This is a genomic window from Chitinophaga niastensis, from assembly GCF_003014755.1.
Lineage (GTDB): Bacteria > Bacteroidota > Bacteroidia > Chitinophagales > Chitinophagaceae > Chitinophaga > Chitinophaga niastensis.
Genome location: NZ_PYAW01000001.1, coordinates 1,253,516 through 1,278,689 on the forward strand (window position 1 = coordinate 1,253,516; position 25,174 = coordinate 1,278,689).

General features: G+C 44.1%; 23 protein-coding genes. 5 read left to right on the forward strand and 18 right to left on the reverse strand.

The features are described 5' to 3' along the window. Window positions 1-5 precede the first annotated feature (5 nt). Both CLV51_RS05275 and CLV51_RS05280 read right to left on the reverse strand, forming a co-directional pair. Complete coding sequence (locus tag CLV51_RS05275; protein WP_106526950.1) at window positions 6-3,137, reverse strand: efflux RND transporter permease subunit; 3,132 nt, start codon at window positions 3,135-3,137, stop codon at window positions 6-8. A gap of 88 nt (window positions 3,138-3,225) precedes the next feature. Next, a complete protein-coding gene (locus CLV51_RS05280) occupies window positions 3,226-4,314 on the reverse strand; it encodes an efflux RND transporter periplasmic adaptor subunit (protein WP_158266935.1) in 1,089 nt (362 codons plus the stop codon). 465 nt (window positions 4,315-4,779) lie between these two features. Between CLV51_RS05280 and CLV51_RS05285 the strand changes: the two genes are divergently transcribed. Genes CLV51_RS05285 through rnc form a run of 3 tightly spaced genes read left to right on the forward strand, consistent with a single transcriptional unit; the run spans window position 4,780 to window position 7,023 of the window. Next, window positions 4,780-5,016 carry an acyl carrier protein gene (locus CLV51_RS05285; RefSeq protein WP_012788038.1) on the forward strand — a complete coding sequence of 79 codons (237 nt, stop codon included), beginning with the start codon at window positions 4,780-4,782 and terminating at the stop codon, window positions 5,014-5,016. A 23-nt stretch (window positions 5,017-5,039) separates the two neighbouring features. Next, entirely contained in the window at window positions 5,040-6,293 is a 1,254-nt protein-coding gene (gene fabF, locus CLV51_RS05290; RefSeq protein ID WP_106526952.1) for a beta-ketoacyl-ACP synthase II, read from the forward strand. Window positions 6,294-6,303: 10 nt separating this feature from the next. Further along, window positions 6,304-7,023, forward strand: coding sequence for a ribonuclease III (rnc, locus tag CLV51_RS05295; protein WP_245898620.1), 720 nt, complete (start codon window positions 6,304-6,306; stop codon window positions 7,021-7,023). 63 nt (window positions 7,024-7,086) lie between these two features. Here the strand turns inward: rnc and CLV51_RS05300 are convergent, their stop codons facing one another. The 6 genes from CLV51_RS05300 to CLV51_RS05325 all read right to left on the reverse strand — a co-directional run bounded on the left by CLV51_RS05300 (window position 7,087) and on the right by CLV51_RS05325 (window position 13,960). Beyond that, the gene (locus CLV51_RS05300; protein WP_245898621.1) at window positions 7,087-7,767 is read right to left on the reverse strand and encodes a GyrI-like domain-containing protein; all 681 of its coding nucleotides are present in this window, start codon (window positions 7,765-7,767) and stop codon (window positions 7,087-7,089) included. A gap of 10 nt (window positions 7,768-7,777) precedes the next feature. After that, complete coding sequence (locus tag CLV51_RS05305) at window positions 7,778-8,809, reverse strand: DJ-1/PfpI family protein (protein WP_106526954.1); 1,032 nt, start codon at window positions 8,807-8,809, stop codon at window positions 7,778-7,780. Window positions 8,810-8,883: 74 nt separating this feature from the next. Further along, entirely contained in the window at window positions 8,884-9,849 is a 966-nt protein-coding gene (locus tag CLV51_RS05310; protein WP_146151224.1) for a helix-turn-helix transcriptional regulator, read from the reverse strand. A 450-nt stretch (window positions 9,850-10,299) separates the two neighbouring features. Further along, complete coding sequence (gene cydB / locus CLV51_RS05315; protein WP_106526956.1) at window positions 10,300-11,334, reverse strand: cytochrome d ubiquinol oxidase subunit II; 1,035 nt, start codon at window positions 11,332-11,334, stop codon at window positions 10,300-10,302. A 4-nt stretch (window positions 11,335-11,338) separates the two neighbouring features. Further along, complete coding sequence (locus CLV51_RS05320) at window positions 11,339-12,730, reverse strand: cytochrome ubiquinol oxidase subunit I (protein ID WP_106526957.1); 1,392 nt, start codon at window positions 12,728-12,730, stop codon at window positions 11,339-11,341. Between the two features lie 216 nt (window positions 12,731-12,946). Continuing rightward, window positions 12,947-13,960: a zinc-dependent alcohol dehydrogenase family protein gene (locus tag CLV51_RS05325; protein WP_106526958.1), complete on the reverse strand. Its 1,014-nt coding sequence runs from the start codon at window positions 13,958-13,960 to the stop codon at window positions 12,947-12,949. A gap of 119 nt (window positions 13,961-14,079) precedes the next feature. Here CLV51_RS05325 and CLV51_RS05330 point away from each other — a divergent pair, with 119 nt between their 5' ends. After that, window positions 14,080-14,451: a winged helix-turn-helix transcriptional regulator gene (locus CLV51_RS05330; protein WP_106527585.1), complete on the forward strand. Its 372-nt coding sequence runs from the start codon at window positions 14,080-14,082 to the stop codon at window positions 14,449-14,451. 253 nt (window positions 14,452-14,704) lie between these two features. Here CLV51_RS05330 and CLV51_RS05335 read toward each other — a convergent pair whose 3' ends face one another. Genes CLV51_RS05335 through CLV51_RS05350 form a run of 4 tightly spaced genes read right to left on the reverse strand, consistent with a single transcriptional unit; the run spans window position 14,705 to window position 21,072 of the window. Beyond that, entirely contained in the window at window positions 14,705-18,094 is a 3,390-nt protein-coding gene (locus CLV51_RS05335; protein ID WP_106526959.1) for an ATP-binding protein, read from the reverse strand. Continuing rightward, the gene (locus tag CLV51_RS05340) at window positions 18,075-18,665 is read right to left on the reverse strand and encodes a DUF4194 domain-containing protein (protein WP_106526960.1); all 591 of its coding nucleotides are present in this window, start codon (window positions 18,663-18,665) and stop codon (window positions 18,075-18,077) included. Before CLV51_RS05340 ends, CLV51_RS05335 begins: the two co-directional genes overlap by 20 nt. Window positions 18,666-18,669: 4 nt before the next feature. Further along, entirely contained in the window at window positions 18,670-20,133 is a 1,464-nt protein-coding gene (locus CLV51_RS05345) for a DUF3375 domain-containing protein (protein ID WP_106526961.1), read from the reverse strand. A gap of 27 nt (window positions 20,134-20,160) precedes the next feature. Continuing rightward, complete coding sequence (locus CLV51_RS05350; RefSeq protein ID WP_106526962.1) at window positions 20,161-21,072, reverse strand: bestrophin family protein; 912 nt, start codon at window positions 21,070-21,072, stop codon at window positions 20,161-20,163. A 228-nt stretch (window positions 21,073-21,300) separates the two neighbouring features. Between CLV51_RS05350 and CLV51_RS05355 the strand changes: the two genes are divergently transcribed. Next, a complete protein-coding gene (locus tag CLV51_RS05355; protein WP_106526963.1) occupies window positions 21,301-21,918 on the forward strand; it encodes a redoxin domain-containing protein in 618 nt (205 codons plus the stop codon). A gap of 65 nt (window positions 21,919-21,983) precedes the next feature. Here CLV51_RS05355 and CLV51_RS05360 read toward each other — a convergent pair whose 3' ends face one another. From CLV51_RS05360 to CLV51_RS05380, 6 genes are all read right to left on the reverse strand, one after another. Beyond that, the gene (locus CLV51_RS05360; RefSeq protein ID WP_146151225.1) at window positions 21,984-22,229 is read right to left on the reverse strand and encodes a hypothetical protein; all 246 of its coding nucleotides are present in this window, start codon (window positions 22,227-22,229) and stop codon (window positions 21,984-21,986) included. Window positions 22,230-22,255: 26 nt separating this feature from the next. Further along, window positions 22,256-22,855, reverse strand: coding sequence for a methyltransferase domain-containing protein (locus CLV51_RS05365; RefSeq protein ID WP_106526965.1), 600 nt, complete (start codon window positions 22,853-22,855; stop codon window positions 22,256-22,258). A gap of 387 nt (window positions 22,856-23,242) precedes the next feature. Further along, on the reverse strand, window positions 23,243-23,377 hold the full coding sequence (locus tag CLV51_RS29890; RefSeq protein WP_211301938.1) for a helix-turn-helix domain-containing protein: 135 nt from the start codon (window positions 23,375-23,377) through the stop codon (window positions 23,243-23,245). Beyond that, window positions 23,370-23,720, reverse strand: a complete 351-nt coding sequence (locus CLV51_RS05370; protein WP_211301939.1) for a cupin domain-containing protein — start codon at window positions 23,718-23,720, stop codon at window positions 23,370-23,372. Before CLV51_RS05370 ends, CLV51_RS29890 begins: the two co-directional genes overlap by 8 nt. A 128-nt stretch (window positions 23,721-23,848) precedes the next feature. After that, the gene (locus CLV51_RS05375; RefSeq protein ID WP_106526966.1) at window positions 23,849-24,280 is read right to left on the reverse strand and encodes an ester cyclase; all 432 of its coding nucleotides are present in this window, start codon (window positions 24,278-24,280) and stop codon (window positions 23,849-23,851) included. A 72-nt stretch (window positions 24,281-24,352) separates the two neighbouring features. Beyond that, window positions 24,353-24,931 carry a Crp/Fnr family transcriptional regulator gene (locus CLV51_RS05380; RefSeq protein ID WP_106526967.1) on the reverse strand — a complete coding sequence of 193 codons (579 nt, stop codon included), beginning with the start codon at window positions 24,929-24,931 and terminating at the stop codon, window positions 24,353-24,355. Between the last annotated feature and the right edge of the window lie 243 nt (window positions 24,932-25,174).

A 25,174-nucleotide genomic window follows, 5' to 3' on the forward strand; every position in this document is an offset into this window, starting at 1 on the left:
ATAAGCTACGCATGTCCTGCTGCTACCTCTTCTTCTTTTCCTTCGGCTCTTTCGTCTTCGTCATCTTCTGCGGTATGTTTACCTCTGCGGGAGAGGAAAGTATACATGGCCGGAATAACATACAGTGTCAGTACCAGGGAAAATATAATACCACCCACAATCACAATTCCCAGCGGAATACGACTGGTAGCCGCTGCACCGAGTGAGAGGGCAATAGGTAACGCACCCAGTGCCATCGCTAAACTCGTCATCAGAATAGGACGTAAACGCATGGAGGACGCATTGATTACTGCATCAGATTTTTCCATCCCTGCATCACGCTGATGGTTGGCAAATTCTACAATCAGGATACCGTTTTTAGTAACCAGACCAATCAACATAATTACACCAATCTGTGAAAAGATATTCCAGGTTTGATTAAATATCCACAAGGATAACAACGCACCGGCAAAGGCCAGTGGCACTGTCAGCATGATAGTGAGCGGATCTACCCAGCTTTCAAATTGTGCCGCGAGTACGAGGTAAATCAGTACCAGCGCAAGCCCCAGCGCAAACATAGTATTAGAGCCACTTTCGGCATAGTCGCGGGAGGAACCGGATAAGGCCGTACTGTAAGAATCGTTCAGTACTTTTTCACTTTGCAGCTTGTTGTATATGCGGTACATCTCTTTAATACCATCACCAATGGTTTTACCTGGTGCCAGTCCTGCTGAAATAGTGGCGGACTTATAACGGTTAAAGTGATAGATGATCGGCGGACTGGTTTCTTCTTCTATGCTTACTACGTTGTCCAGCTGAATGGCTTCGCCGCGGGAGTTGCGTACATAAAGGTTTTGAAGATCCATCGGGTCATCACGGTCCGCACGGAATACCTGTCCCATTACCTGGTATTGTTTACCGTTCCTGATGAAGTAACCGTAGCGGAGGTTACTCAATGCCAGCTGTAATACCTGGGAAATATCCTGTACAGATACACCCAGCTGCGTGGCTTTATCGCGGTTAATATGTATACGCAGTTCGGGCTTGTTGAATTTCAGATCCACATCTGTTCCCTGGAAAACCGTGCTGTTACCTACTTCTTCCATGAATTTAGGTAATACCGTTGTGAGTGAATCAAAGTTGATATGCTCCAGTACAAAGGATACGGGTAAGCCGCTTCTGCGGCCCACCTGGATAGTTTGCGATTCGATCGCAAATACTTTACCCTGTGGATACTTGCTCATATTGCGATTCACCATGTTCACGATATCCTTTTGCGAACGTTTACGATCATGCGGTTCAGTGAGCATTACGTTGGCAAAGGCTGTATTTACAGCACCGGAGCCGCTGAAGCCAGGCGATGTAACACTGAGGATGATCTTCTTTTCAGGGATAGAATCCGCCATGAACTGGGTGAGCTTGTCCACATAAGTATCCATGTAATCATAGGCCGTTCCTTCCGGTGCGGTAATAGACAAGCGGAAAGTACTGCGGTCTTCCAGTGGCGCCAGTTCAGACTGCAATGTTTTAAAGAGGAAATATATCATTACGAGACAACCGGTAATGATTAATCCGGCTACCCAACGGTAACGCATAAACGATTGCAGGGAATTTTTATAGCCGTCTTCCATCCAGCGGAAGAAAGGTTCTGTTTTAGTGTAAAACCAGGAATGCGTATGCGTTTTGCGTCCCAGTTTCACATTTAGTACAGGCGTTAACGTTAGTGATACAAAGGCAGAGATGAGTACCGCACCTGCTACCACAATACCGAATTCGCGGAACAGCTGCCCAACGAAGCCCTGTAAGAATATGATCGGCAGGAATACGAAAGCCAGTGTTATAGATGTGGCGATAACGGCAAAGAATATTTCTTCTGATCCTTCGCGTGCGGCCCGCATCCGGGGGATACCGGCTTCTATCTTCTTATAAATATTTTCCGTTACCACAATGCCATCATCTACCACCAGACCGGTAGCCAGTACAATGGCCAATAGGGTGAGGATGTTAATAGTGAAACCACAGGCATACATAATAAAGAAAGCGCCGATCAATGATACCGGAATATCTATCAGCGGACGGAAAGCCATGAGCCAGTCGCGGAAGAAGAGGTATACAATCAGGATTACCAGTACCAATGCCACAATCAGTGTTTCTTCCACCTCATCAATAGATTGTTTGATGAATTTGGTGTTATCCATGGCAATATTTACGGAGTAATCATCCGGAATATCCTTTTTGAGCTGGTTATACCTTTTATAGAATTCATTTGCAATAGCTACATAGTTGGAGCCTGGCTGAGGAATCAGTGCCAGTGCAATCATAGGAATGCCGGATTCTTTCAGCATTGTTTCTTCATTCTCCGGGCCCAGTACTGCCTGACCAATATCGCGGATACGTATCTCGCTGCCGTTTACATTTTTGATGATCAGGTTATTGAAATCATCTTCAGAAACGAGGCGACCGAAAGTACGTACCGTGAAATCTGTAGCGTTACCGGCTATTTTGCCGGAAGGCAGTTCTACGTTTTCACGTGCGAGTGCGGACTGTACGTCTCCGGGGGTAAGACTGTAAGAAGATAATTTTGCCGGATCCATCCAGATACGCATGGCGTAACGTTTTTCGCCCCATATCTGGATGGCGCTAACGCCGGGAATGGTTTGAAGTTTTTCCAGCAATACGTTGGTGCCGTATTCCGTTACTTCCAGCTGGTTGCGGGTGTTGCTCTGTACCGTCATGGAGATGATGGCATCTGAGTTGGCGTCCTGCTTGGATACCACGGGTGGCGCATCAATATCGGGTGGTAAGCTGCGCAGTGCCTGGGAAACTTTATCACGAACATCGTTGGTAGCACCTTCCAGATCCTGACCCAGTTCAAACTCTACGGTGATGTTGCTGCTACCCTGACTGCTGCTGGAAGATATATTTTTGATACCTGCAATACCATTGATCTGTTTTTCCAATGGTTCGGTGATCTGTGTTTCAATGATATCTGAGTTAGCACCTGCATAGGAGGTGCGCACATTTACAATAGGCGGGTCAATTGCCGGGAAGTCTCTTACCCCCAGGAAAGTAAAGCCCACAAGTCCGAATATCACGATGATGATATTCATCACAATGGCCAATACCGGACGTTTGAGAGATAGTGAAGGTAAACTCATGTTAAATATTTTAGAATTACGAATTGTGAATTACGGATCAACCGGAAGATCTTCGGGGATAATCGTAATTCCCAATTCATAATTATTGCTATTGGATCTTATTATACATCAGCGGCATTCCTGGTTTTAACTGCAGTATGCCGGTAGTGATAACTGTATCACCAGCCTGCAGGCCATTGGTAATTTGCACGCTGCTTTCAGTGCGGAGCCCTGTTTCTACCACTACAAATTTGGCTGCACCGTGATCGGCGATAATTACTTTTTTATCGCGGGTGCCTGGAATGACTGCCTGTGAAGGTATCATGATGGCATCCGGAAGGTCTTTTAATAAAATTTTTACTTTGGCAAAAGATCCCGGGAACAGTACGCCGTTATTGTTGGGAACAATGGCACGGAGCCTTACGGTACGGGTAGTCAGGTCAATTTTAGGGTCAATGGCGTAAATGCTGCCTTTGTATTCCTTTGTATCACCGGCCACATAAAAATTTACCTGGTCGCCGTTTTTGATGGCATTGCGATATTTCTCAGCCACTGCAAAATCCATTTTCAACGGATCTATCTGTTGGAGGGTGGTGATAACGGTGGCGGAAGACACGATAGCGCCTTCGCTCACATTACGTAAACCCAGTTTACCACTGAATGGGGCGCGTAGTTCTGTTTTTTGCAGCTGGGTTTGGGTAAAGTCCATATCTGCTCCATAGGCGCTTACCTGGTTACGGGTCACGTCTACGTCTTGCTGACTGATACCATTTATTTTAAGCAGATTTTCCTGCCGTTCCAGTGTGGTTTTGGCCAGTTGCTGCTGTAATTTGAGTTTCTGGAGCTGTGCTCTGAGGTCTTCATCGTAGATTTTTACGAGGAGATCTCCTTTTTTCACGGAGGTGCCTTCTTTAAAATAAAGGTGGATGATACGGCCGTTGATTTCCGGTTTAACTTCTACTTCTTCATTGCTTTGGAGGGTACCACTGGCTTCAATGGACTGGTCCAGTTTGGCTGTTTTTACGATCCAGGCGTCTATCAGCATCTGTTTGGCTGCGCTTCCTTTAGCACCCGGAGCGCCGTTAGCGGCTCCTTCGGTGGATTTACCACCGGCGATCTTTTTATAAACAAGGAAGATGACGATACCAGCTGCGGCCAATAATATTATTGAGCGAACGGTCTTTTTGGTGTTGGCCATATCTTTTATATATGTGTTTTCTAGCGTTTTATGATTGGTCAATAGCCGGAACAGGACCTGAATGCCTCCGGAGGGGAGCATGATACTATCTCACAAGCCGGGCAAATTTAATAAATGGGAGGGGTGAAAGCACCCGGCAACTGTTAATTAGCGTTAAGGCTTTCGATAAGTGGTGAAAAAGGAGGTTGAATGGAGATATTTTAAGATTTAGTTAGCCGGATATTTTCAGATTGACGGATTTGTCCCGAAAAAGGCGACTTTTGTGCTAAAATATGCAAATCTGTAAAGCCGGCAATATCAAAATTATATAAATTCTTTTATTAACAAAGCAATGAATATGTTTACTGTATTGGGTTTGGCGAGATTGCCCCTGTTGAAGCACCTTTAAAATTCGTGCTATCTGTTGGCAATTCAATAAAAATTATATTTTTGCAGTCAAGTTTTAAACCAAAAACACTTAAAATTATGTCAGACATTGCATCAAGAGTTAAAAAGATCATCATTGACAAATTGGGCGTTGACGAAGCCGAGGTAACTCCTGAAGCCAGCTTCACCAATGACTTAGGCGCTGACTCTTTGGATACGGTAGAACTGATTATGGAATTCGAAAAAGAATTCAACATCTCCATTCCTGACGAACAAGCTGAAACTATTACTACTGTTGGCCAGGCAGTTGCTTACCTGGAAGAACATGTAAAATAATCCTACTAATCAGAATTGTTTTAATGCAACCAAGACGAGTTGTCGTTACAGGTTTAGGCGCTCTTACACCGCTCGGCAATTCCGTAGCCGATTTTTGGCACGGATTGACGAACGGTGTATCCGGCGCGGATTATATCAAGCAATTTGATGCTTCCAAGTTCAAAACCCGTTTTGCTTGCGAACTGAAAAATTTCGATCCTACTAACTACCTGGACAAAAAGGAGGCCCGCAAGATGGACCCCTTTACACAAACAGCGGTAATTGCCGCAGATCAGGCGATACTGGACGCCAATATTAACAAAGACAAGATCAATGCTGATCGTGTTGGCGTAATATGGGGCACCGGTGTTGGTGGTATGATCAATTTCAGCCAGGAGCTGAAAGAATTCCACACGGGCGATGGTACGCCCAGATTCAGTCCTTTTCTGATCACCAGGCTTATCCTAGATATTGCTGCCGGATACATTTCTATCCGCCACGGTTTCCGGGGGCCTAATTTTTCTGTTGTATCAGCCTGCGCATCCGCAACCAATGCGATTATAGAGGCGATGTACAGTATCCGCTACGGAAAAACCGATATGGTTATTACCGGCGGATCAGAAAATGTGATCAATGAACCTTGTGTTGGCGGATTTAACGCCATGAAGGCGCTCTCGGAGCGGAATGATGATCCTAAAACAGCCTCCAGGCCTTTTGACCTTGACCGCGACGGTTTTGTAATGGGTGAAGGAGCCGGTGCGCTGGTATTGGAATCATTAGACCATGCCCTGGAAAGAGGCGCAAAAATTTACGCAGAGCTAGCCGGCGGCGGCGCTACAGCAGATGCCCATCACATCACCGCTCCACATCCGGAAGGACTGGGTGCAATGAATGTAATGCGGCAGGCCCTGGCAGATGCCGAAATGCAGGCCAGCGAAATTGATTACATCAACGTTCACGGTACTTCCACCCCATTGGGAGATATTGCTGAAGTAAAAGCCATTCAACGGGTTTTTGAGGAGCATGCTTATAAAATGAACATCAGCTCCACAAAATCCATGACAGGTCACTTACTGGGAGCAGCTGGTGCAGTTGAATCAATAGCCGTAATTATGTCTATCATCGATGGCATAGTTCCTCCTACGATTAACCATTTTCACGACGATCCTCAGCTGGACCCGAAACTGAACTTTACATTTAACACCGCACAACACAGAGAAGTAAGAGCCGCATTAACCAATACCTTCGGGTTTGGTGGACATAATGCCTCCGTTATTTTCAAAAAATTTGTTCCTTGATCTTGATTGTGTGAATTTACTGCCAGGTTTTTTATATCGACTGATTTCCAAAAAAAGGCACTTATATAAAGAGCTGCATAACCTGTTGGGTTTTCCGCCCAGTAACTTTGCACTCTATGAAGTGGCCCTGAGCCATCGTTCCAGTAAAGAAAAATTCCTGGAAAGCAACGAACGGCTGGAATACCTTGGTGATGCCATCCTTGGCGCCATCGTAGGTGATTATCTCTTTAAAAAATATCCCTACAAAACAGAAGGATATTTAACAGAGATGCGCTCTAAGATCGTAAACCGACAGCAACTAAATGATATTGCTATCAAGATGGGGCTGCGCAAGCTCACTATCTACGATAAATACAACAGCTTTCTCAAAATAAGCCAGATCTTCGGTAATACCCTGGAAGCCCTTGTAGGCGCCGTTTACCTGGATAAAGGTTACAACAGGACCCAACACTTTGTGCATAAACGCATTATCATGCCTTACATAGACATGGAACTGCTGGAAACCGTGGAAATGAATCACAAGAACAAATTGTATGGCTGGGCTAACAAAAACGGCAAAGTCCTGGAATTTGAATTACTCGAAGAACAAATGGACAATGGCCGACGCATTTTTACCGTAGGTGCCGTAGTAGATGGAGAACTCATCTGCAGCGGGAAAGCCTTCAATAAAAAAGACGCCAGCCAGATTGCAGCCCAACAAGCTATTATACAGTTAGGACTTGGAGATTAGCTATTAGCCTTTAGGTATTAGCTTTTAGGAAATCAATGCAGGTTAACTGCTAAAGACTAACTGCTAAAAGCTAACCGGATGCCGCAATATTGTCTTCAATTTCTCCGGCACTGTTTTTCTGAAGTCAGATAAATAAATTTCATGATGACGCCCATTGGATGTCATTCCCTGTAGATGCATATAGTCATCCAGCTTTTTCAGGGACGCTGGTTCTTCGCTGTAGGGGCCAATATGCATGATTTGTACACATTTTCCTTCTTCTATCTGCTTAAAATCTACCTGCTTTATTAACGCCGATTTTTTCTTTTTCTCCGCAGTGATCACTGCCGCCGAAAATTGTTGCCAGGTTACATAGTCCGGCATTCTGATGGCCAGCTCATAGTGCCATTGATCCCTCGGTACCTTCAAAGGATCTGCAGTTGCATCATCTACCCACCAGAAGCCTTCCAGTTTACTTACTGTAAAATCCCTGTCCTGCTGCTTGCAGCCAAATTTAATGCTATAGGCTACCGTAAACAGCGCCTCTGTGGCCTCGCTGAATTCGGGGCCGGAAGGATCGCCCTTGCCCGAAACAGTGATAAATAAACCCTTTTCAATTGTGACCAGCTCTGGTGTTATAGCAGCGCTGTAGTAGTTTTTAAATACTTTAGTCAGATCCAGTTTAGTCATTTCCGTTAGTGTTAATTGCTGATCAAAAACGAATGTTATTAATAATATCCATCCCAGGTAGATGTAGGTTTTCATATGACAAAGGTTATGCAACACCTATTTGCACGTTGGTGATATTTTGTGATGGCTGTTCAAAATCATACCGGAGATATTGCTCGCGGGTGTGGCCATTCATCTGGATACCAAGCATCTGTATACCGGTAATCAGTTTTGTATAAGTATCTGCCAGTTGATCCCATGAACCATTATGCTGCATGCTGACGCATTTGAAGCCCGGCAGTGTTTCGCAATGATAAGGTGCGGGCACTGCTTTCACAGCCGTTACAGGCAGGCCAATGTCCAGTGTGAATACCGTTTCGGGATTCCCGTCAAAATTGATGTAATGCCATTGTGCGCCGCCACATATTTCAAGATCCAGACCAATAGCCTGCTGATATATTTCTTTGATGGCAGTACGCACCAATGGCAGCATACCCGCAAAATTGGTCTGGTAGCGACGGTAAAAGAAGTGTAACGGTAATACGGTTTGCATCTCCGTTCCGGCGCCCGCAGCCGGGAAAAACTGGAACCAGAAATTGAGCTTTTCATTTTCCAGCAAATTGAAATGGGTATAGATGGCTTGTGCAAAATCTACCATAGCCGTGCCGCTGGCGGTGATAATATTATCTGCTGCTACTGCCGGTGCTGATTTATAAAAGGCTGCTCCCTTATATGCCGGCGCCAGCATTTTCAGTACTTCAGGGTGGTTGCTGGTATGAGAGATTTGATCCAGGAAACCATGTTGAGCCAACAAGGCAGTAGCCCCACAAATAGCTGCCACTGTTTTGTTTTGTGCCAGTAACTGTTTAACCAGCGGAAGCACTTCTGTATTACCACCCTGTTCCATGGGTGCCCCACCTGGTAAAATGAGGAGGTCGATATCTGCTGTCATGGCCTGGGCCAGGCTTGCCTGTGGCTGTACAGGCACCTTGCCACCTGAAGTAACGGGTTGACCGTTCAGTGAAAAGGTAACTACATTTATATCAGTAAAACAACCCAAACCGTACATGGTGAGTGCCGGTTCCCAGTCGGAATATTCGTTAAAGAGAAATACATAGCAATTGCGGAGCGTTTTCATATTGTATTGTTTTAGATAACAATACAAAACAACAACCGGGCAGTGACAACCCTATGTCAGCAGTACCTGAAAATTTATAAATAATGGTTGTGAAGCTCCATGATCAGGCTTTTTAACTCGGTTTTCAGCTCTTCCGGATGGATAACATTTATCTTATTACCAAACATAATCAGCCACCTGGCAAAATATCCCAGTGAGGGTTGCAGAAAGGTGAGTTCGGTTTTATCTCCTTTTACTATTTCTTCCATGAGGCCGTAATAGTATTTCTGTTCACGGATGTATCTCATGGTATCGTTATCTACAGCTATTTTAATGAGGTAGGTGGCTTCACCACTATGATTTTTCTGTTGCTGTTGCAGGTATTCCTGCAGCGACATGTGTTTATCTTTTTTATAGCTGATGGCAGTTACATTTAATTTACGGATACGGTCTATCCGGAAGTCGCGGTAACCCTGGCGCAAACGGCAGTAGGCAATGAGGTGCCAGCTTTGATTCATATGAAAGATGCCGACGGGTTCTACATCCCGGTGGGTAGCTGCTTCATCCTGAAAGGAAAAGTACTCCATATTAAGGACCTGGTTCATGCCCAGTGCCTGCTGGATATCTGTTAAAAAGCGATTAGGAAAGTTATCCTCTTCCACCTGTTTAGGGCGGTAGCGGAGTACTGCTATGTTTTCATCGAGTGATTCGAGGTAGTCTTTTTCTGTACCCCTTAATACAGAACGGATCTTTTGCATAGCCAGGCTAAACTGCTTTTTGTTGCTATGATCGCTGAATTGCTCCATGAGCTTTTCGCCTGTAAGCAGCGCTGCTGCCTCTTCTTTGGAGAACATCACGGGTGGTAGATGGTAGCCATCCACAATATAATAGCCGGTGCCGGCTTCTGCTCCAATGGGTACACCAGCCTCCTGCAGGGCTTTTACATCTCTGTACACCGTTCTTAAGCTCATGTTAAACCGGTCAGCAATCTCTGCGGCTTTTACTATTTTTTTGCCTTGCAACTGGATGAGGATGGCGGTAAGCCGGTCGATGCGGTTCATAACAACTACTAATTCTGCCACTAATTTCGGTAGCAGAAAACTATTTTTCAGATTTTTTTTATCTTCTTTAAACTTTGCGCTAAATAAACTGTCTTTAATACAGAGGAAAATCTCCTGATAAAATTAAGTGGTTGAGAATGAGATAATAGTGACTTTCGGGAGATCAACAAATCAATGCTACAGTACAGAATATAGGTTAAATGGTAAGCCCCTGCAATTTCTTGCGGGGGCCTGTTTTTTTAAGGCCTTCGGCCTTTGTCTTTCACAGGATTAGACTGATTATAATGATTTTTCTGATTTTATCTTTTTCTTATAGATACACTAATCTCATTTTAATAGTCTTACTAAAATCAGGTTTTAATATTTTATAAAGAAAGATAAAATCAGAAAAATCATTATAATCAGTCTAATCCTGTGAAAGATAATTTCCGGCCGAAGGCCGGCATCTCTCTAATAACTCATCTCATTCAACTTCACCTTGCCCCGGAAAGTCCAGAACAGGAATATCATATAGCCTATTACCATAGGCGTTCCAATGGCAGCAATCAGCAACATTATTTTCAAAGATTTTACAGAAGAGGCGGCAGCATAGATACTGATGCTGTAAGCCGGATCGGTGGTGGATATCACGATATTAGGATATAATCCAACTGCAAACAGGATCAATAAACAGGCTGTGATGATGCAGGAAAAGAGGAAGGCCGTAAAATATTTACGGGCATCTATATTCCTCTTGATATTGAGTAATATAAGTACGGCTCCCAGCGGAAGTACAAACAGCTCCGGATGATTTTTAAACTGATGCGTCATATGGGGCACATAAATGAGTGTAGCCATAGACGTTAGTATAAAACAAAGGATAAAAAATTTACTACAGTTGTTGACTATGACGGTGAGCTTGGTATACAGCCTGTTCTCTGTTTTCATTACCAGGTAAATAGCGCCGTGCAACATGAACAACGACAGGGTGGTAAAGGCGATCAGTATAGCGTAAGGATTAAAGAACGTCAGCAGATTGCCGGTAAATTCATGTTCTTTATTCATAGGCAATCCATGAATGAGGTTCCCCAGTACAAGCCCCAATAACAGCGTAATAGCCGTGCTGGACACCGTATAGCTGATATCCCACATTTTGCGCCACCAGAGCCAGGGCTCTTTACTGCGGAATTCTATGGAGATAGCACGGAAAATAAGTGCTACCAGGAAAAGCATAAATGGTACGTAGAAGGTAGACAGCACCACGCCATATACCAGTGGGAAACCGGCAAACAGTGCGCCGCCGGCTATTACCAGCCACACTTCATTACCATCCCATACCGGGCCAATAGCGTTGAGTACAAGGCGGCGACTTTCTTCTTTATTAAAGAAAAGATGTAATGATCCTGCGCCAAGGTCAAAGCCGTCGAGAACGCCGTAACCAGTGATCAGGCCGCCGATCACTAAAAACCACCAGGTGGGAAGGTCCAGTCCGAGTATTGTTTCCATGCGCCTATATTTTAGAAGGGTGATGAGTAATGTTATCGTGGTAATAGCCGTCAAAATCACTTTCCGCATTCTCTGAAATATCCGGTCCATGGTGAATTTTACGGGTCAGCAGATATATAAACAGCGTAAAGAGCAACATATATACCAGTGTAAACAATATCAGTGAAAACATCACCTGGTCTGAGGTTACTTTCCTGGACAATGCATCTGAGGTGCGGAGCAGCTTGTATACCACCCAGGGCTGCCGGCCTACTTCGGCGGCGTACCAGCCCACCTGGTTGGCTATTTGCGGGAGTAATACTGCCCACGCAAAGATGATCATGAGCCACCGCTGGTTGAATAACTTTTTCCGCCACAGCAGGATAACCGCCAGCAGTGTAAGTCCTATCAGTGTCATGCCTATGGTGATCATGATATGATACATCTGGAATACGAAGTTCACTGCGCCGGGCCTGTCTTTTTCAGGAGTAGCCCGCAGGCCTTCTACAGGTGCGCTAAAGCTGCCATGGACAAGGAAAGAGAGACCACCGGGAATTTTTATACCAGTCGTTTTCTGATTTTTATTATCTACCCAACCCATTATATACATAGGCGCTACAGATGAGCTATCATAGTGGCCTTCCATTGCAGCGAGTTTGGCCGGCTGATATTTGCTTACGTAATGTGCAGAGCGGTGGCCGGTGAAGAGTTGCATCAAAGCCGCTATCACAGCCACTCCCAGGCCTACTTTAAACATGGCCTGCGAATGTTTTACAAAACGTTGTTTTAATATATACCAGGCAGCCACACTCATTACCAGGAATGAGCCGGCGAGAAAGGAGCCAATAATTACATGAGAAAAGCGATCTACAGAGGAGGGGTTGAAAATCATCTCCCAAAAATCTGTGACTACTGCCCGGGCCTGCATATCGTGGCCTTCAATTTTATAGCCGGCAGGTGTTTGTTGCCAGGAGTTGGCAATTACGATCCATAGGGCAGAGAAGATGGAACCCAATGCTACCATACAGGTAGAAAAGAAATGCACCCCCTTGTTAACGCGATTCCAGCCAAAGAGCAAAACCCCCAGGAAGGCGGATTCCATGGCAAAGGCAAAGATACCTTCTGCTGCGAGCGCGCTGCCAAAAATATCACCTACGTAATGTGAATAAGTAGCCCAGTTAGTACCAAATTCAAACTCCATCACAATACCCGTGGCTACCCCGATACCAAATATCAGGGCAAAGACCTTGATCCAGAACCGGGTAATATCTTTATAAAGCGAAAGACCTGTTTTGAGGTACAATCCTTCCATAATCACCAAACATAGTCCCAGTCCGATGCTTAGCGGAGGATAGATGTAGTGAAAGGCAATAGTAAAAGCAAACTGTATCCTGGATAGTATTTCTACGGAAGGCATAATAGTAAATTATTGATGCAAAGGTAGCTGGTGAAGATATCCATGAAACTGATGTTTATCATGTATTCATAAAAATATAATGTTATCCACACCTTAACAAGTTGATAACCCGTTTATCGCCTTGTTTTCACTATCTTGAAACAATAATTTTAGTGTAATGGTTTACTTGATATAACGTCCTGCCGTAGTGCAGGACGTTTATATGTATACGGGGCTTTACTTTAGCTCAATTACTATTTTCCCAAACTGGTTAGTGCTTCCTCCCATGTATCTGAATGCTTCCTGCGCATCGTTGATAGAGAATACACTATCTATTACCGGATGAATATTATTAATTTCTATGGCGGCGGCTAAATGCTCAAAGCTTTCCAAACTGCCTACAGAATAAGCCTGCAGCCTTACATAACTTCCTACTGCCGCAAATAGATCTACAGGCAGCTGAGCACCGGTCATAAATCCTACGAGCCCTACAAAACCATTGTAACGCATAGATTTGACGGAATTGCTGATAGTTGCAGCACCTGCTACATCAATGGTTGCATGTGCGCCTTCTCCACCGGATAAACGTTTTACTTCTGTATGCCATTCCGGATATTTTTTATAATCAACGACTTCATGAGCTCCCAGCGCTTGTAATTTTTTTAATTTATCCGGACTGCTGCTGGTGGCAATAACTTTTGCTCCCGCTGCCAGTGCTATCTGCAAGGAAAAAAGAGAAACACCGCCAGTACCTTGTGTAAGCACGGTTTGCCCTGGTTTGATACCCGCATAGCTTACAAGTCCCGTCCATGCAGTTACGCCGGCTACAGGCAGCGTGGCCGCTTCTGTACTGGTTAAATTAGATGGTGTGCGTACCAGCGCATATTCCGGCACCACTGTATATTCTGATAACAGACCAGGTGTGCTTACACCAATTCTAACGTGATCGGTTTGCCGGCTGGGCAGTCCGTGTTGCCACAGTTGGTTATAATGCAACATCACGCGGTCGCCGACTTTCCATTTAGTAACGTTTTCTCCTACCGCTGCTACCACGCCTGCGCCATCGGATGTGGGAATGCGGGGTAACGGTAGTTCTTTGCTATAGGTGCCGGTGGCTAATGCTACGTCCAGGTAGTTGAGGGATACCGCTTCTATTTTTACCAGCACTTCATGTGGGGCTGGTGTGGGAGTAGGTAACTCCACGAGTTTTAAACTTTCCAGTCCAAATGCTATTTGTTGTATTGCTTTCATATCAATAAAATTTTTTTTCTGCTACAAAATTGGGTACTAACTTCATAGCAGACAAGTATGCACCATTTGGGAATGTAGATACCAAATGGGTACTAACGCTGATAATCAATGTTAAAAAAATGAAGAAATCTGAAAAAAATATTCATACCGATACCATTTGTGCAGTAGATTATGCTTTTCAGCGTATTGGAGGTAAACATAAAGGTCGTGTTATCTATCACCTCAGTGGAGGTATAAAAAGATATGGTGAACTACGTAGGTCCCTTACCGGTATAACAGCTAAAATGCTCACCCAGGTGCTGCGGGAAATGGAAGAAGATGAGCTGGTAAGCCGTAAGGTATACCTGGAAGTGCCGCCCAGAGTGGAATATCAATTAACCGAAACAGGTAAGGAGTTACTGCCGTTTATTATGCTGCTCAGCCAGTGGGGCCGGAAACAGATGGGGATGGAAAGCGTATGCGAGAATGAATTGGTGATGTCTGAACTGTGATTTTTATGATTAGTATGATTATCCTGATGAGCGAAGATCTCAGGGGATATTGTCTGAACCAGGATTTTTAGGATTCAATGGATTACCCTGATGGGTGTTATATTGTTTATTTGGAAGATATACGCGAATGTCTCCGCTTTGATCTTCGGCACCCATCAGGGTAATCCATTGAATCCTAAAAATCCTGGTTCAGACAATATCCCCTGAGATCTTCGCTCATCAGGATAATCATACTAATCATAAAAATCACAGTTCAGACAACTGCAGCCATTGCCTCAAACTCTTTCTTTTTATCGCGATACTCCTCCATGGTGAAGTTATACACCACAGAATCGCGCTTGTTTTTATTTGCTACAAAGTGACAGGCATGTATGTATGGCTCTGCAATATTCAGTTTATCCAGCGGCGTTACTACGAGTAACTGTAAATTCAGCTGACCGCAATACTCCATCAGGTAGTGGCTCTTTTCAGGATCCAGTTTGCTGAAAGCCTCATCCACTGTGATAAAGCGCAGACTGCGGTGTTGCCTGTTGGCTTCGTTGATGCCAAACTGGTAAGCAATAGCCGCACCTAAAATAGTGTAGGTAAACTGTGCTTTTTCGCCACCAGAAAGACTGGCAGTATCTTCATAATATTTGAAAGCCTTATTATCAGCCACGTAATATTCTTTTGCGCCGAAGTCCAGCCAGTTGCGTACATCCGTTACTTTACGGCGCCACGTTTCGTTTTGCTGTAATTCCGTGATGAGGATTTTTATATTCTCGAACAGCTGATCACCGTAAGCCTCATCTTTTTCCATGTGGTATTTGTAGGAGTCCGGTACGGCGCCGCTCAGCTTCTCTTTAAAATTCCTGATCTCTACATCACGTACATGGCGGCATTCCAGCTGCAGGTAGGTATCCGGATTTTTGTTGAAGGTGATGTTGCGTAATGGTTCATTCAGGTCTTCCATTACTTCGCGGATCACATCTTCCTGTCCGTATATCCATGCCCGGTAGTTGGTAATAGCGTTGAGCATGCTGGTGTCCATATATTTGCGGAAGCGCTCTTTATGTTCTATCAGGCGCTGGAATTTGATACGCTCATACAGGGCAGTAAATTCATCTAAGTACTTCACATGCGGCTGTAGGTCAGTAACATCGCCGAGCCAGTCAGGAAAGGTGTCGTGAATAGATTTAGGAGGCATTACAAATGCCGCCAGCTGCCGGGTGATTTCAGATTCTTTTTCAGTGGACTGCCGCGTGGCCTCATTCAGCGCAGTTTTCAGGCTCTCATCTGCTTTTTTGCGATGAGCTGCCAGTTGCATAGCTGTTTCAGCGGTTTCTGTAATAGCCAGATCTGATAAGTATTCCATGGCACGGTGCAGTGCATTATCGTCCAGCTTATTTACTTTGAGCTGCTTCACGTAACGTTGCTTTTCACCTGCCTTATCATCCAGGCGGCCTTTTCCCTGTAGTATTTTTTCTTTTTCCTGTTCTCTGGTGGCAATCAGTGCAGCGGTTTGGTCCAGCTGTTCGCAGATCACCTGGTATTTATCGCTGGTTTGCAGCAGCTGGTTTTTTTCTCTGGCGAAAGTTTCAATCACCTCCGCATGTGCCTGCCAGCTGATTTCTGTGAAGTTGCGCAGCGATCCGAAAGCAGTGAGTAAAGCATGTGTGCCGGCAATACCCTTGCGGGCAGTTTCCAGCTGAGAGATGCTATGCTGCAGCGTTTCAATGTTGCTGTTGCACTCGTCCTGTTCTTCTTTTAAGCCCCGGAGTTTATTTTTATTATTCCATCCCAGTACATAATTATTTTTCTGGGAGCGGTTAGGACGGTCATCTTTTTCATGGCGTGTAGCCTGTCGCGTTAGTCCGTTTGCCGTGACCGCTTTGCGGGCCCGGTTAAATACGTTCATATCATCTGTACAAACATAATCAAACTGATCTAACAGCTGTTGTTGCAGCCATTCCTTGAATTCCGTGCCTGGCTTGATATCTATCTTCTGTAATAAACTATCCTGCTCCGTAGGCATGCGGAGCATGGTATAAGATTGTTCTTCTATTTTATGATATACCAACCTGGTTTGCAGGTTGTTTTCATTGATGTAGCGATTGATACTGGTGATATATCCTTCCGGCACCAGCAAGCGCAATGCGAAGTTGTGTAATACCTTTTCTATGGCGCTTTCCCAGTGGCTTTCCTTGTCTTTTACTTTGATCAGTTCACCGGCAAAAGGCAGGTCATCTTCTGCAACATCCAGCATATCCGCCAGCTGTTGCCGGATACGTATGAGTTCATACGGGATGTTATTTTTACGGTTTAAGAAGGAATCAATTTCATCTTCCAGTTTGGTAGCCACGGCTCTTTCAGCAGCCAGACTACTTTTATGATGAAAAATTTCTTCCTGTAAAGATTCTATTTGTTTGTCGAGGCCACCGAGTTGTTTTTCGGCCTGTGCAATATTTTCATGAAACTGCTGCTCATCCGGTGTGGTCGCTAATTGCAGGCGTTCCGCGAGTTTGTTGTACTCTTCCATTTTATTACGTTTCGCTTCCAGCGACTTTTGCTCGTAATGAATGGTTTTTTCGATGGAACGCAACTGTTCATCTACACTGTTGTTGGCTTTTTGCGCAATCAGTTCTTCTTTGCGCAGGTGCAGTGATTTCAGGTGATCGTTTACTGAAGTGAGGGTGCTGGTAGTTACTTCCAGCTCCTGTTGCAGTATCTGCAACTCTTTTTCCAGGATTTCTTTTTCCTGTTTATTAAAATAAGTTGGTAAGATGTCCTGCAGCGATTGCAGTTCGCGATTTTTTTCCTGCACCTGTTGCCATGCAACGCGATTTTCAATAATGGGGTCCAGCATTTTCAGCTGTGTTTCATCTTTTTGAATAGCGCGGTGACTGGTGAGTAAGCTGTCGTAGTTTTCCCGCAGCTTCAGAAATTCGTTTTCGCTTTCGGATTCTTCCAGCATCTGCCCACGGATAAATGTGTTCAGGTCACCTAATACTTTTATACCTACGGTTTGGTTAAAGAGCGATAATGCTTTTTCACTTCTCAGTCCGAATATATTGCTGAATAAGGCTGCGTACTCTTTGAAGCTGTCCGTGATCTCTGTTTTCGGGAACTCTGCGCGCAGCTTCTTTTTCCAGTCGCCTTTCACATCAAATTTACCGTTACCAAAATGATCGTTGATATTCAGTTTGTGAGGAGATACGATGTATTGACGTTTCATTTCACCGGAATACCACCTTACCTGTGCCAGTGTGATCTGGTGCATGGTGGCCGCGTTGTAGAAGTAGGCCAGCAATACAGAATAAGGATTATTTTCCTTGTGGCGCAGCTGATCTGTTTTTGATTGCTGTGATTCTTCGGAGAATGTTTTTCCGTAGTAGCCCCAGAAGTAGGATTCCTCGCCCCTGTCGCGGCGTTGTTCAGTTCCGGATGATTGGTTATAGAAACGTTTGCCTGCCGGTACCAGCAGGGTTAAGAGCGCATCTATCAACGTCGTTTTGCCGCTACCGTTAGCGCCGGTGAGCAGGGAGGTATTGCCGTTGGTATTTACGCGATATATTTTATTATGAAAGGTGCCCCAGTTGTATACTTCGAAATACTGCAACCGGAATCCACTTTCTTTTGAATCACTATTGAACAGGGTTGACATGCAGTTTTAATTTTGATTTAATTTCTTCCAGTTTTTCGTTGTTGACCAGTGCTTTGATGATCCTTTTTACCTCGTATTGATGCAGTTCCTTGTTAGCAGCGTCTTCCCGGGTAGTTTTCAAAACGCCTATGTTGAGCAGGCTATTGATAGGTTTGTTGAGATCTTTGAGCAGTTTGGATTTGTTATGGCGTTCTTTGAAGAAGAGGGCCAGTCTTTCCTTGATTTCTTTTTGCGTCAGGAAAAGCCGGGTGCCATTGCCTTTGATATCAAATTCATCGAGGGCTTCCCGCAGTACAATGCACAGCAGGGTGGCTTCGTATGTGAGGCGGGTTTTGCGCATGAGGCGTGGCAGCGGTTTTTCTGCAGCTTCGCCGGCATCCGGTTGTACAATGCGTGCAAATCCGTCTGCTTCGCTGACAACCAGTTGTAAGCCTACCTGTTGCAGGTATTTGCTTAGTTCTGTTTGCCATCCCAGCAGGTCTTTCCAGTACGATTTATCTTCTTCATATACGGGTCCCTGCATGAGTTTCATAAACACGTGTGCAAAGGGAGATATATTTTTCTCGGACATACTTTTAGTTTTGTGAATTTGTAAACAGCACCATGGGCATGTTAATGGTGCGGCTGCCCAGCATTACCGGGTCCGGTGTTTCCAGGATAATGTGGTTGGACGACTGGCTGGCGATGGAGAAATAAGTGATCAATTCTGTGAGCCCTTTTTCGGCGCCATAAATTTCCACCAGTTCTTTCAGACTGACCTGCTTTTTGTTTTGCAGTTGGGTAGAGATGCGGTCTAGCAGCAGGGTGCGATCTATATTAAAATGGTTAAATAATACATTGAAGTCCGTGTCGCCAAAGTCGGTCCCACCCATGCCTTCAGGGAATTCCACCTGTACGTTGGGTTTCTTTTCCTCGGCCATCTCCCAGCGGTCCAGCAGATCTATTTCCGGATCACTTTCTATCTCTATAAAAAATTCTTCACCGGGTTGATGATCGAGTGACTGGAATGCCAGTTGCCGGATGTCGTTGATGAGCTCCATGGCCTTTCTGTGGTCAGTGAGATTATTTTCACTGAGTACGCGGCTGAGTTTATCGCTGAGCTTTTTATTGGCATCAATTACTTTTTTGCCGGAGGCATGCAGGAATTGTTTGAGCTTTTTGAGGAAACGATCGTTTTTGTATTCGATGTTACGGTCTTCCAGCAAGGAGTATAGCTTATCTATCAGTTCGCGCATTTCTTCCTGCTTGTTTTCATCCATCAGGAATTGCCAGAAGGAATAGAAGCTTTTACCCTGATCTTTTTGGCGCAGGGCTTCAAAGGAATCCAGTGTATAAGCCAGCAGTGCACCTTTGGCGATATCGCGTTCGCTTTGTTTGCGATAAATTTCCTGGGTGATCTGTTCAAAGTTTTGTTCTACTTCTTTAAAATCGCTCAGGAGTTCGCGCGACATGCGGTTAACGTCGTAAAATCTTTCCTTTATCTGCGTATCATCAAACACCTGTACTTTACCGGTGATGGTGATGGCTTTTATTTCCTGCTCTATTTCATATTTCTTTTTCTCCAGTTCCTGTATCCTTTGTTCAGGGTCTTTATTACTCTGGTCAATCAGCTCTTTCAGTTTGGAGAAGATGTCTTTGAAGCGGCTCTCTGTGCCTACAAACTCACGTTTCTGCAGCGTGGATACCCAGTGCATCACTTTTTCCATGTCGCTGCTCAGCTCATGAATATCGAGGCCGTCATCGTCCGGATATTTACGCAGGAAGCCTTTGTTGCTCCATTGATCAATGTATTGTCTGGCTTTCACATCATCGTGTTCCAGCAGGTTGGTAGCGTCTATTTCGTCATCCGTGGTCTGATAGCCGGTTTGGCCAAGGTAGTCAGACAAACGGGTTACCAGTTCCACATTGGAAATGGTGGTTTGATTTTTTTCCTTGAATGTGTAATGAAAAAATGACAGCATCATTGGCGCGCTACGTGCCCGTAGTATCTTGAGTGTTACCGACTGGGCATATAGATTACATAATTGGTCATACGTCATTCCGTAAAAATAGTAAAAAATTGCCTCCTACATGATATAAAGCCCATCTGCTTTTGGTTTTACCGGTAAAGGCACAGGCTCGTCACCCAGTAACTCTATGATATTGATCTCGATGGTACGGGAGATGCTGTCCAGCGGCGTGGCCAGCGGAGTATATTCAAAAGGATTCATGAGGGTGATGCCATTGAGATGGGTTACATGGAATACAAAGCCAAACATCCAGCCAAAGAGAATGGCCCAGGCGCCAATGGATTCCGTCATCATGAGTGTGTTCATAACTACATAAAACCAGATAAAGAGCCGGGTGAAGTATACGTAGCTGGGTGGAAACATGGTGTTTTTTATTCTTTCCGATTTGCCCATACCGTCGCAATGCTTTACCAGCAGCTGGTTCAGCTCAATGAACCGGAACCCGTCTATGGTGCCTGCATTGCTGAGTGCCTGCAAATCAAGGGATTGCAGATTAAGGAGGGCGTTGGGGATATTACTTTGTTTTTGCACTTCTTCTATTTCTTCCCGTGTTAGGAACCGGGTATAATAGTCATCCTCCGGCCGCTTTCTCAGTGCGGATTTGAGGGCATATATAAAAGCGAGGTGCCGGTAAATCATGTGTCTGGCGATGGCTTTGCTTTCCGGATTGCCATTAGGCGTATTGTAGTGGAGCAGGCTGCGTGCCCAGGAGCGGGAGTCGTTTACCAGTCCACCCCAGATGATCCGGGCTTCCCACCAGCGGTCATATGCCTGGTTGTTATTGAAGCCTATAAAAAACGCAATGGCCGTACCTAAAACAGCAGATACTGCCACAGGTATGGAGATGTGCATAGAAAGCCAGTATTTATCGAGGAAATATACGATGGTGCAACAAAGTAATAGCATCAAATCTACCTTCCAGGTGAAATAGAAAATCTGCCTGAGTGATAGCTTATGTTTCAACAGCATACTTGAGTATATTTTGCGTCTGCGGATAGTCCTTATTTCAAGGTAAATAAAAAATGCCGGAATATTATCTCTTTAAAAATCAACCGTTTACTTTTAATAAAAATATATAGTCTACAAAATTAGTAGGGTAATTAAAATATTCTCCCTATATTTGTTATGCATAAGCAAATAGAGATTCACTAAACCTATAATCGGGGCCGTTTTACCAGCCATTAAAAAAGAATATTTATGTCTACATTATACAGATACGCGGACTACCTGTCTTCACCAATTCCTGAAAATTTCCCGAGCCCGGTCAGGAACAGGGAGCGTATAAATCCGATAAAAGCAGGCAGTTTTTTCCCTGAGTTTTTTATAGATGAAGAACATATTATTAATGGTGCGGCTTTGTTGAATAATGTGAAACTGGGCACTTCGTTGCACCGGTTAACATCGCAGCCGTTGGTGGTGGCTTTTTATTCTTATAACTGGAATGGTTATGGGGATATATTGCTGGAGCAACTGAAAAACAGTTATGCTGCTATTGAAGCTGCAGGCGCACGTTTGCTGGTGTTGTCCAGTGAAGGGAAAAAACAGTTTACTGTTGTTAACCCGGATCCGTTGCCATTTGACGTAGTGTATGATGCACAAAATCGTATCGCAAAAAAGGCTGGTATTTACCTGGAATCAGACCCTGTTTGGGGCCGTGTTTCTGGTATTAATGAAGATGTGCCGGTGCCGGCAGTATACCTGGTTACGCCCTCCCTGGAGATCACGTATGAATTTACTGATAGTTGGTTTCAAAAAGAATTTTCGCCGGAAGCATTGGTAGGTGCTATTGAGAAGAAGTTGGCGATTAGTGCGTGAGGCATTAATTACCCGGCAGGAATTTTTTCACTTCCCTGCCAGGTATAATGAAATTGAGCATTGCTTTAAACAGTATGCATCATTGATGATCTGCGCAAACACATCAGTGCGTAGCGGTAAATACTCCATTGAGAACTGTTGCAATCCAGCGGAGATAGCGCTTCTATTTTCTCCTGCAATTGAATAAGACAGCCTTTAAACAGGATATTATTATCCTTTTCTGCAGCTGCTATAATATTGTCTACCTGCGTGTAATCCTTAGCAGCATTAAACGCTGCCATCATCTGCAATACATAATCGGCTGTTGCCATGGTAATAATATTTTTCTGAATGCTCCCTATCTTCTGATCCACATTTTTAATACCAGGTCCTCGGACATATCTACCATCTGATAACACGGCGGTACTTCATCTTCCAGGCTGTGAAAGGTTACCAGTCTTGTTCCACTTGGTTTACGCTGCAGTTCCTTAAATAAATAACGTGAATAGAAATTGTATAAACTAGTTGAATATTCTACTTTATGATCTATTTGATCCTGATCAACCAGGTTTTCAAAGAAGGAATTGTAAAAGTAAAAACCGTCGTATTCGCTCAGATCTAATTGGGTGAAGTTCCCGTTTATGAAATTTACGTTCTCTAATCGTGTTGCTTCTTTGGCAGCCAGCGCATCATGATATAATTCTTTTCGCTGCTCAATACCGTAAAAAGACGATTCCGGGTAAAAGCGGGCACCTACGAGGCAAAATTTGCCAACACCACTACCAATATCCAGGATCTTTTTACCGGGCTGATTAGCAAGGAACCGGGCAGCTGCTTTGGCAATGCTGAGAGGTGTCCAGTGCCGTCTTGACAATTGTTGTATCCTTTCCGGATACAGCCAGTCAAAAGCTGCGTCACTCATATAATAATTCGACTTTACTAAAGTGGATGTTTGCATGAATTGTGAACCTTTTTAGGCAGATGATTTTGTTTGTAGTCTTTAGGTAAGAGTAGATTTCCTTACCGTGGTACCTCAAAGGAATGGAGACAAGCGCCTATCCCTGATCCGGCAGACTACCGGGAATCAATGCTAAATCATTTTTTGCGTTTACATAGGGACCCGGAGAGTTCCAACTAACCGTGGCATGTATAGATGTGAAAGTTTAACTGCAGTACCTCCAAAGCACACTGTTCCGTTATAATCCAGCCCCACATGAGTATTTGTAAAATATGTCCCCGGGCAGGAAATAGTTGATATTTGCATGCGGCAAAGGTACGATTTTATGACAACCTTTTTGACGTTGTTATTTTATCAGTAAAAAAGTTGATATATATAATTTTTTTATCAGATAAAAGTTCTTGTTCCGGACGAAGTATATGCCAGCCTGAACTCTTTAGGCGTGCAATCTTTTTTCTTTTTGAAGATACGATTGAAGTTGGAGATATTATTGAACCCACATTTATAGGCAATCTCATTCACAGTATGTTTTGATGAAGTTCATTTGATTGCGTTGCAAAAACTTCTCATCAAATAAATCCCGGTGAAACTGAATTGTAATTTCTTTGATAGTTCCTCCGCCATGTTTGTTGGTAAACCAGCCGTGTTGCAGGTTGGGACCTACCAGCACCAATTCCGGTTCCTCTATATCTTCTATATGATCACCAATAATGCGCTTGGCCCCTTTCGCATGCTGAATAAAATTCAACTCAAATTCATCATGATAATGCAATGGAAAATCAAATTCCTTTTTTTCTCTGGAAAAGAGTGTGAAGCAATCACTTTGTGTGAGCGGGGTGATTTCCCTCAGCAATTTACTTTTCATTATAACGCGGTTTGTAATAAAACGGAATCAGGAAATGAGTTGTGAAGATTTCACTTAAAGGCACAAAGTAGCAAAGACGCAAAGAAGATTTAAAAGTAATCTTTGCTACTTTGTGCCTTTGCGTGAAACTATTCCGCAATTTTGCAATCGTGTGCAATTCCTTTGAGTCCCTGTTCCAGCGCATTTCCATCTATCAGTGCCCAATGCTCAATGATGCGGCCATCCTGAAAGCGGAAGCTGCGATAACCTTTAGTTGTTACCGTTAGTCCGGTGGCAGTAATACCTCGCCACAGGCCGGTGTGTTTCATGCGCATCACTATCTTTATAATGTTTTTACCCTCTTCTGCCAGGTGTTCTTCAATAATGGTTTCAGGTTTAAAGGAGGTATGTGTCATAGCTACCCATTGTTGTAACCCGGTAGCATTGGCGGGTAACTGTGCCGGCAGTGAATGGTCGGTAAAGTGGGGATGCAGGAAGTGATCCAGGCGGGTCGTATTTCCCTGGTTCCATACTTCTGTTATAAATGTATTAATTAAATCTTTTTGTTCCTGAATAGTCATGATCGTTTGTTTTGTACAGCAAAGGTACTTGCCCTGATGAAGGGCTTTTGTGTCAAACGTCACATAAACTGACTATTGGATGCGGCGGCGAATGCGGCTGAGTGTTTCCCTGGATACGCCCAGGTAAGAGCTGAGTTGTGTAAGGGTTACACGTTGGATTAATTCGGGAGAGTCGGATAAAACAGACTGATATCTTTCTTCCGGGGTATATTTTTTGAGCCAGTGCATATGTGCTTCCTGCGCTATCAGTAGCTGTTCCAGCCATAGCCGGCCAAATGCAGCGATATCCGGTGATTGTCCGTATAAGGCGAGTAATTCATCTTTATGCCATCTTCTTAAAATACTAGTTTCCATTGCCTGTATATTATAAGCCGACGGTTCATTACCGCGCAGGCTTTTCAGGTTGGTAATAAAAGTATTTTCGAAGTAAAAATCTGTATTTATTTCTTTATTGCCATTGTCGTGGACCCCCCTACAGGAACCGGTTTCAACAAACCAGATATGATTGCAGCGATTACCTTCCTGTAGCAGATAGTCACCTTTCTTTACTATTTGTTTTTGCGCAGCATTGATGAATAATTCCAGCGGATCCCCGCTGAGGGGCGCTACCTTGGAGATGCTTGTCAGCAGATTTTCAGGAATGGTTTTCATATTGCAAAGATGGGGGAAGTTTTCAAAAATACTCACAAATAGGTATTTTATCACGTCTGGCTTTAGTTTACCTTTGTGCCAGCGCCATCTGAATTTACTTCATTTACGATATACAGTCATCCACCTGATTTATCAATCACCGTATTTTCTATCCCCAAAAAAGGGTCTCTTCTTCGTGAATGGGACCCTTTATTATTTTTGTATACATTTGCCTTACAAAGAGCACAAAAATCAACCAAAATC